General features: G+C 73.4%; 5 protein-coding genes. 3 read left to right on the forward strand and 2 right to left on the reverse strand.

The genetic code is table 11. The features are described from left to right. The first annotated feature begins 331 nt into the window (after nt 1-331). Both ACFU6K_RS26050 and ACFU6K_RS26055 read left to right on the forward strand, forming a co-directional pair. On the forward strand, nt 332-1,195 hold the full coding sequence (locus ACFU6K_RS26050) for a helix-turn-helix domain-containing protein (protein WP_380666904.1): 864 nt from the start codon (nt 332-334) through the stop codon (nt 1,193-1,195). Further along, a complete protein-coding gene (locus ACFU6K_RS26055) occupies nt 1,192-1,407 on the forward strand; it encodes a DUF397 domain-containing protein (RefSeq protein ID WP_049656225.1) in 216 nt (71 codons plus the stop codon). The genes ACFU6K_RS26050 and ACFU6K_RS26055 overlap by 4 nt, the downstream gene beginning before the upstream one ends. A 195-nt stretch (nt 1,408-1,602) precedes the next feature. On the opposite strand, the gene ACFU6K_RS26060 is transcribed toward ACFU6K_RS26055, so the two are convergent. Beyond that, on the reverse strand, nt 1,603-2,718 hold the full coding sequence (locus ACFU6K_RS26060; RefSeq protein ID WP_380666906.1) for an ADP-ribosylglycohydrolase family protein: 1,116 nt from the start codon (nt 2,716-2,718) through the stop codon (nt 1,603-1,605). Nucleotides 2,719-2,905: 187 nt separating this feature from the next. After that, nucleotides 2,906-5,512, reverse strand: a complete 2,607-nt coding sequence (locus tag ACFU6K_RS26065) for a bifunctional FO biosynthesis protein CofGH (RefSeq protein WP_380666908.1) — start codon at nt 5,510-5,512, stop codon at nt 2,906-2,908. A gap of 182 nt (nt 5,513-5,694) precedes the next feature. Here ACFU6K_RS26065 and ACFU6K_RS26070 point away from each other — a divergent pair, with 182 nt between their 5' ends. After that, nucleotides 5,695-6,960: an outer membrane lipoprotein carrier protein LolA gene (locus ACFU6K_RS26070; RefSeq protein WP_380666910.1), complete on the forward strand. Its 1,266-nt coding sequence runs from the start codon at nt 5,695-5,697 to the stop codon at nt 6,958-6,960. Nucleotides 6,961-7,043: the final 83 nt, after the last annotated feature.

Here is a 7,043-nt window from a genome sequence, read left to right on the forward strand (position 1 = left end):
ACGCGAGTCGCCCGGCGACCGCCCCTTCTCCGTCCCCGGACGCCCGGCAACCGCCCGCCCCCGCACGTGCCCGGGGCAGGTGCGGGCCGGTCCGGGGACGGCCTCCGCAGTACCTGTCCGAGTCGTCCGAGCCGCATTACCACCTGGGGGCTTTCGCTGTCTCGCGGAAGTGCTTTTCCGATGATCTGTTCTACCGCGCTGCTGTGATTCCCCGGCGCCGACCTGGCCCAAGGTGACATGCTGCTCCAAGTCAGGGGGGTTGGTCCCAATGTCCGAAGTGTTCCGAGGACTGCCGTTCCAACGAGCACCAGAGGTCCGGCCGGAGGTCGAAGTGTCCGCCAACGTCAATCCCACCGTGCGCCGTCGGCGCCTCGGTTCGGAGCTGCGCAAACTCCGCGAGGGCCTCGGCATGACGGCGGAGGAGGTCGCCGGCCGGCTGATGGTCTCCCAGTCGAAGATCAGCCGACTGGAGAACGGCCGCCGCAGCATCAGCCAGCGCGACGTGCGCGACCTCTGCGACGTCTACAAGGTGCCCGACGACCAGTTGCGCGCCAGCCTGATGGAGATGGCCAAGGAGTCCCGCCAGCGCGGCTGGTGGCACGACTTCAACGACATGCCGACCCCGTACAGCGTCTACATCGGGCTGGAGGCCGAGGCCTCCTCGATCCGCGCGTACGAGTCCTCCTTCGTCCCCGGCCTGCTGCAGACCGAGCACTACGCCCAGGCCGTGGTCGAGGGCACCCAGCCGGACACCGACGCGGTCGCCGTGCAGCGCCGGGTGCAGGTCCGGATGAAGCGCCAGGAGCGCGTCCACGGCGAGAACCAGCTGGGCAGCCTGTGGACCGTCATAGACGAGGCGGTGCTGCGCCGCGAGGTCGGCAGCAAGGCGGTGATGGCCCAGCAGCTGCGGCAGATGCTGGAACTCAGCCAGCGCCCGAACATCACCATCCAGGTGATCCCGTTCTCGCACGGCGCCCATCCCGGCATGACCGGGACATTCTCGCTGCTGGAGTTCCCCGAGTCAGCCGATTCCACAGTTGTCTACTTCGAAGGTGTGACGAGCGATCTCTACCTGGAGAAGGAGGCGGACGTGCGCCGCTATACCGGTCTGTACGACTACCTGAGAGCGGCCGCACTCGGTGTCGCGGAGAGCCGGTCGCTGATAGCCGACATCGAGAAGGAATTCCACGAATGATCACCCCGTCCGAGTACGGAACCCCCTGGCACAAGAGCAGTCACAGCGGGGGCCAAGGCGCCTGTGTGGAGATCGCCGTCCCCGGCGCGGGGGAGGTGGCCGTCCGGGACTCCAAGGACCCCCGGGGCCCCCAACTGCGCTTCTCGACCGAGGCCTGGAACACCTTCGCCTCGGCGGCGGCGGGCGGCGCCTTCGGCGAGCTCCCGGGCTGACCCTCCCCTCCGGTTCCGCACTCGGACCAGTTGCCCGTAGCGGTGTCCGTCGCCCGTCGGCGGCGGCCGGCGCTACGGGCAACTCCCGTTCCGGGGGCCGCCCCGGTCCGGCCCGGGCTCCGGCCTCCACGGCCGATCCCGGTTCAACCCCGGCCCGCACGGCCCCTGTTCAACCCCGGCCCGCACGGCCCCGGTTCAGCCCGCCACCGGGTAGCGGGCGGTCCAGTTGGCGCCCTCCGGGGTCCGCCGGTCGTGCAGTTCGGCGCCGTGCACCAGCTCCATCACGAAGTCGTCGGCGAGTTCGAGGATCGCCCCGCGCCCTTCGAGCCCGGCCAGCAGGCCCGGCGGCAGCGCGGTGTCCCCGTGCAGCGCCCCGAGCAGGTTGCCGCAGATCGCGCCGGTGGAGTCGCTGTCCCCGGAGTGGTTGACCGCGAGCAGCAGGCCCGAGCGCACGTCGTGCGCGACGAGGGCGCAGTAGACCCCGATCGCCAGCGCCTCCTCGGCGACCCAGCCCTCCCCCAGCGCCTCGACCCGCTCGGCGGACGGCTCCCCGGCCCGCACCGCGTCCAGGGCGGCCCGCAGCGCCGCGGTGGTCTCCTCGTGCGCCGACCGCTCGGAGAGCAGCGCGAGCGCGAGGTGGACGCCCTCCTCCAGGGTGCCGCCGCGGGCGACGGACTGGACGATCACCGCGAGCGCGCCCGCCGCGAGGAAGCCGGTGGGGTGGCCGTGGGTGAGCACCGAGCACTCCACCGCGAGCTGGAACACCAGGCCCGGCTCCCAGGTGGTGAGCAGCCCGAAGGGCGCCGCCCGCACCACCGTGCCGCAGCCCTTGGAGTGCGGGTTCTTGGGGGCCTCCAGGGTGCCGAGCCGCTCGGCGTGGGCCCCGCTGAGGCCGGACAGGCAGCCCTGGCCGGGGGCGCGCTGGGCGTACAGCCACTCCTCGCGGCCGAGCCAGCCGAGGTCGGGGCGGCGCTCGTCCGGGCCCCAGTCGCGCTGGGTGGCGGCCCAGCGCAGGTAGGCCAGGTGCAGGTCGGTGGGCGGGTGCCAGCTGCCGGTGTCGCGCCGGATGTGGGCGCGTATCAGTCCGTCGACGGTGAAGAGGCTGAGCTGGGTGTCGTCGGTGACGGCGCCGGTGCGCCCGTACGCGGGGACGTAGCCGGTGACGCCCTGCGGGCCGTGCTGGTCCCGGATCTTCTCCAGCGACTCGAACTCGACGCCGGCTCCGAGCGCGTCGCCGATGGCACCGCCGAGCAGACAGCCCCGCACCCGGCTGCGGTAGTCCTGCTGCTGGGCGCGTGACCACAGTGGCATCACGACGGGGCGCCTTTCCTCGGGCGTGTGGGGTCCGCGCGACGCTCGGCCGGGCGCGCGCCCTCGCACTGTATTCGAAGAGCCGGTCGAACCGGCCCCGTCCCCCGGAGTTCGGCACCCCCGTCGGCCGGGAGTCCACCGCCCCGTCCCGGCCGCCGCCCGTACGGCGACCGGGACGCCGCGGGCCTCAGTCCAGCACCGGCAGCAGCTCCGGCAGGTGCCCGTCCGAGGCCAGCGCCGCGGCCCGCCGTTCGGCCGGCACCTCGCCGTAGGTGGTGGTGCGCTGGCGGTGCGGGCGGCCCGCCGCCTCGGCGATCGCCTGGAGGTCGCGCACCGACTTGTAGCTCCCGTAGGCCGAGCCGGCCATCCGCGAGATGGTCTCCTCCATCAGCGTGCCGCCGAGGTCGTTGGCGCCCGAGCGGAGCATCTCGGCCGCGCCCTCGGCGCCCAGCTTGACCCAGCTGGTCTGGATGTTGGGGATGTGCGGGTGCAGCAGCAGCCGGGCCATCGCGACCACCGCGCGGTTGTCCCGGGCGCTCGGGCCGGGCCGGGCGATGCCGGCCAGGTAGACCGGGGCGTTGGTGTGGATGAACGGCAGGGTCACGAACTCGGTGAAGCCACCGCTGCTGTCGAATTCAAGCGAGCGTTGCTGGATCCCGGCGAGCAGCCGCAGGTGGCCGAGCCAGTGCTCCGGGGTGTCCACGTGCCCGTACATCATCGTGGACGAGGAGCGGATGCCCAGCTCGTGCGCGGTGGTGACCACCTCGACCCAGGTGGCGGCCGGCAGCTTGCCCTTGGTGAGCACCCAGCGGACCTCGTCGTCCAGGATCTCGGCGGCGGTGCCCGGGATGGTGTCCAGGCCGGACTCCTTGGCGCGCTGCAGCCAGTCCCGGATCGACAGCCCGGTGCGGGTCGCGCCGTTGACCACCTCCATCGGCGAGAAGGCGTGCACGTGGATGCCGGGCACCCGCTCCTTCACCGCGCGGGCGATGTCGAAGTAGGCGGTGCCGGGCAGGTCCGGGTGGATGCCGCCCTGCATGCAGACCTCGGTGGCGCCCACCTCCCAGGCCTGCGCGGCCCGGTCGGCGACCTGCTCCAGGGAGAGGGTGTAGGCGTCCGCGTCGGTGCGGCGCTGGGCGAAGGCGCAGAAGCGGCAGCCGGTGTAGCAGACGTTGGTGAAGTTGATGTTCCGGGTGACGCAGTAGGTGACGTCGTCCCCGACGGCGTCCCGGCGGACGTCGTCGGCGATCCGGCAGAGCGCGTCCAGGGCCGGGCCGTCCGCGTGGAACAGGGCCAGCGCCTGGTCGTCGGTCAGCCGCGTCGGGTCGTCCGCGGCCACCGCCAGGGCCTCCCGGAGGTCCCCGACGAGGCGCTCGGGCGCGCCCTTGGCGAGCACCTGCTCGCGCAGCACCTCCCAGTCGCCGTACACGTCCTCGAAGTCGGCCCGGCGGTCGCCGGTGCGGCCCTCGGTGTCGACGGCGGTGTGCAGGTCGGTGCGCCCGTACGACTCCGGCAGGTCCTCGGGCTCCTGCCAGGGCAGGCCGCGGACCACGGCGTCCGGGTTCGCCAGACCGGTGGTCGGGTCGGCCAGGGCGCGCACGTGCGGCAGCACCCGCGGGTCCAGCCAGGGCTCGCCGCGCAGCACGTACTCGGGGTAGACGGCGAGGCGCTCGCGCAGCTCGAAGCCGGCCGCCGCCGAGCGCTCGGCGAGGCGCTCGATCTGCGGCCAGGGGCGCTCGGGGTTGACGTGGTCGGGGGTGAGCGGGGAGACCCCGCCCCAGTCGTCGATGCCGGCCGCGATCAGCCGCTCGTACTCGCCGTCCACCAGGTTCGGCGGGGCCTGGAGGCAGGCGGCCGGGCCCATCAGGTGCCGGGCGACGGCCACCGTGGCGACCAGCTCGTCCAGTTCGGCGTCCGGCATGCCGCGCATCGCGGTGTCCGGCTTGGCCCGGAAGTTCTGCAGGATCAGCTCCTGGACGCCGTGGTAGGCGCGGGAGACCCGGCGCAGCGCGAACAGCGACTCGGCGCGCTCCTGGTACGTCTCGCCGATGCCGATCAGCAGGCCGCTGGTGAACGGGACGGAGCTGCGCCCGGCGTCCTCCAGCACCCGCAGCCGGACGGCGGGTTCCTTGTCCGGGGAGCCGAAGTGCGGACCGCCGGGCTCGCTCCACAGCCGGGTGGCGGTGGTCTCCAGCATCATGCCCATCGAGGCGGAGACCGGCTTGAGCCGCTGGAAGTCCGTCCAGCCCAGCACCCCGGGGTTGAGGTGCGGCAGCAGGCCGGTCTCCTCCAGGATGCGGATCGACATCGCGCGCACGTAGGCGATGGTGTCGTCGTAGCCGTGCGCGTCCAGCCACTCGCGGGCCTCGGGCCAGCGGTCCTCGGGCTTGTCGCCGAGCGTGATCAGGGCTTCCTTGCAGCCGAGTTCGGCGCCGCGGCGGGCCACCTCCAGCACCTCGTCCGGGGACATGAACATCCCGTGCCCGTCCCGGCGCAGCTTCCCGGGGACGGTGGCGAAGGTGCAGTAGTGGCACTTGTCGCGGCAGAGCCGGGTGAGCGGGATGAAGACGCTCTTGGAGTAGGTGATGACGCCGGGGCGGCCGGCCGCTTCGAGTCCGGCGTCGCGGACCCTCGCGGCGCTCGCACAGAGGTCCAGCAGGTCCTCGCCTCTGGCCCGCAACAGCACGGCGGCCTCGGTCACGTCGAGGGCGACGCCGTCCCGGGCGCGGCGCAGGGCGCGGCGCATCGCGTTCGCGGTCGGCGGGGTGCTGGCGTCCGTGGCGGTTCCGTCCATGGCGCGACCCTACGCCAGGGGTGGTACCGCGGGTGGAGACAACCCTGAGGCGGCATCAGGGTCGGCGTACCCACGAAGGTCACCATGATCTGGCCCCACAGGGCGATGACGGCGGCGCCGCGGCGTCCTCTAATGGACGGGCAAGGCCAACCACACGTGTTCGCGGAGGAGTTGAGGACGCCATGACCAATGAGAAGGTGGCGGGGGACGATCTGGACGGTGGTGCGCCGTACCGCTCACGCCGGCGTGTGCTGATGCGCGCCGGGGTGCCGGTGGCGGTGGTCGCCGCGATCGCCGCGGGGGTGGGGCTGGTCCCGGCACTGGCCGCCGACAGCGCGCCCGACCTGCCCGCGGTGAGCCCGGAGCAGCTGGTCGCCAAGGTGCTCGGCTCCGAGACCCAGGCGCTGTCCGGGTCGGTCGCCATATCGACCGACCTCGGCGTGCCCGGCCAGCTGCTGAGCGGGGCCGGCGGCCTCGGCGGGGCGGTCGGCGGGCACGGCGGCGACGGCGGGGGCTCCGCCGCGGACCCGCAGTCCAAGCTGCTCGGCCTGCTCGGCGGGGACCAGACGCTGCGGATCGCGGTGGACGGCCCGGACCGCCAGCGGGTGGACGTGCTGGAGAAGATGGCCGGCTACTCCATGGTCCGCAACGGCGACCAGGCCTGGGCCTGGGACAGCTCGTCCAACTCCGCGGTGCACATGACCGGTCGGGCCGCCGACCGGGAGCACGCCAAGACGCCGCTGTCCGAGCTGCCGACCACCCCGCAGGAGGCCGCCAGGCAGTTCCTGGCCGCGAGCGCCGGCACCACCTCGGTGACCGTCGCCGGGACGGCCAAGGTGGCCGGGCAGAACGCCTACCAGCTGAGCGTGAAGCCCACCCAGTCCGGTTCGACCCTCGCCGAGGTGCGGATCGCGGTGGCCGCCGACAACGGGGTGCCGCTGTCGGTGGCGGTGAAGTCCGTCGACGGCAGCACCGTGCTGAACGTCCGCTTCACCCAGGTGTCCTTCGCCCGGCCGGACGCCAAGACCTTCGACTTCACCGCCCCCAAGGGCGCCAAGGTGACGGAGCAGAAGGCGCGGGACGCGGCCAAGGGTGCGCCGGGCGACGCCCGGGAGCACCTGGGCACCGGGGCGCCCGAGGGCCTCGACGTGATCGGCGAGGGCTGGACGACGGTCCTCGCCACCCGGCTGCCCGCCGCGGTGGACGGAGCGGAGAACGGGGCCGCGGACGGCGCGCCGAAGGGCGACGCCAAGGGCGGCAGGCACGGCGCTCGCGGGGCGGGTCAGTCGCTGAACCCGCAGTCGATGGTGAAGTCGCTCGGCAAGCCGGTCGCCGGCGGCACCCTGGTGAGCACCAAGGTGCTCAACGTCCTGCTCACCGACGACGGCCGGGTCCTGGCCGGCGCGGTGACCCTGCCGGTCCTCCAGCACGCCGCCGGGGTGAACTGACGGATGACCCAGGCTCCCGTAACGGGGGACGTTACGGAGCCGGCCGGGGGTGCGGGCGCCGCGGCGCGCCCGGCCCCCCCGCC

The sequence above is a fragment of the Kitasatospora sp. NPDC057512 genome, assembly GCF_042802135.1.
Taxonomy (GTDB): domain Bacteria; phylum Actinomycetota; class Actinomycetes; order Streptomycetales; family Streptomycetaceae; genus Kitasatospora.

Excerpts from the sequence above, each read along its gene's own strand:
- ACFU6K_RS26055 (WP_049656225.1), top strand. The coding sequence starts at position 1,192 with ATGATCACCCCGTCCGAGTACGGAACCCCCTGGCACAAGAGCAGTCAC.
- ACFU6K_RS26060 (WP_380666906.1), bottom strand. The coding sequence starts at position 2,718 with ATGCCACTGTGGTCACGCGCCCAGCAGCAGGACTACCGCAGCCGGGTG.
- ACFU6K_RS26065 (WP_380666908.1), bottom strand. The coding sequence starts at position 5,512 with ATGGACGGAACCGCCACGGACGCCAGCACCCCGCCGACCGCGAACGCG.
- ACFU6K_RS26070 (WP_380666910.1), top strand. The coding sequence starts at position 5,695 with ATGACCAATGAGAAGGTGGCGGGGGACGATCTGGACGGTGGTGCGCCG.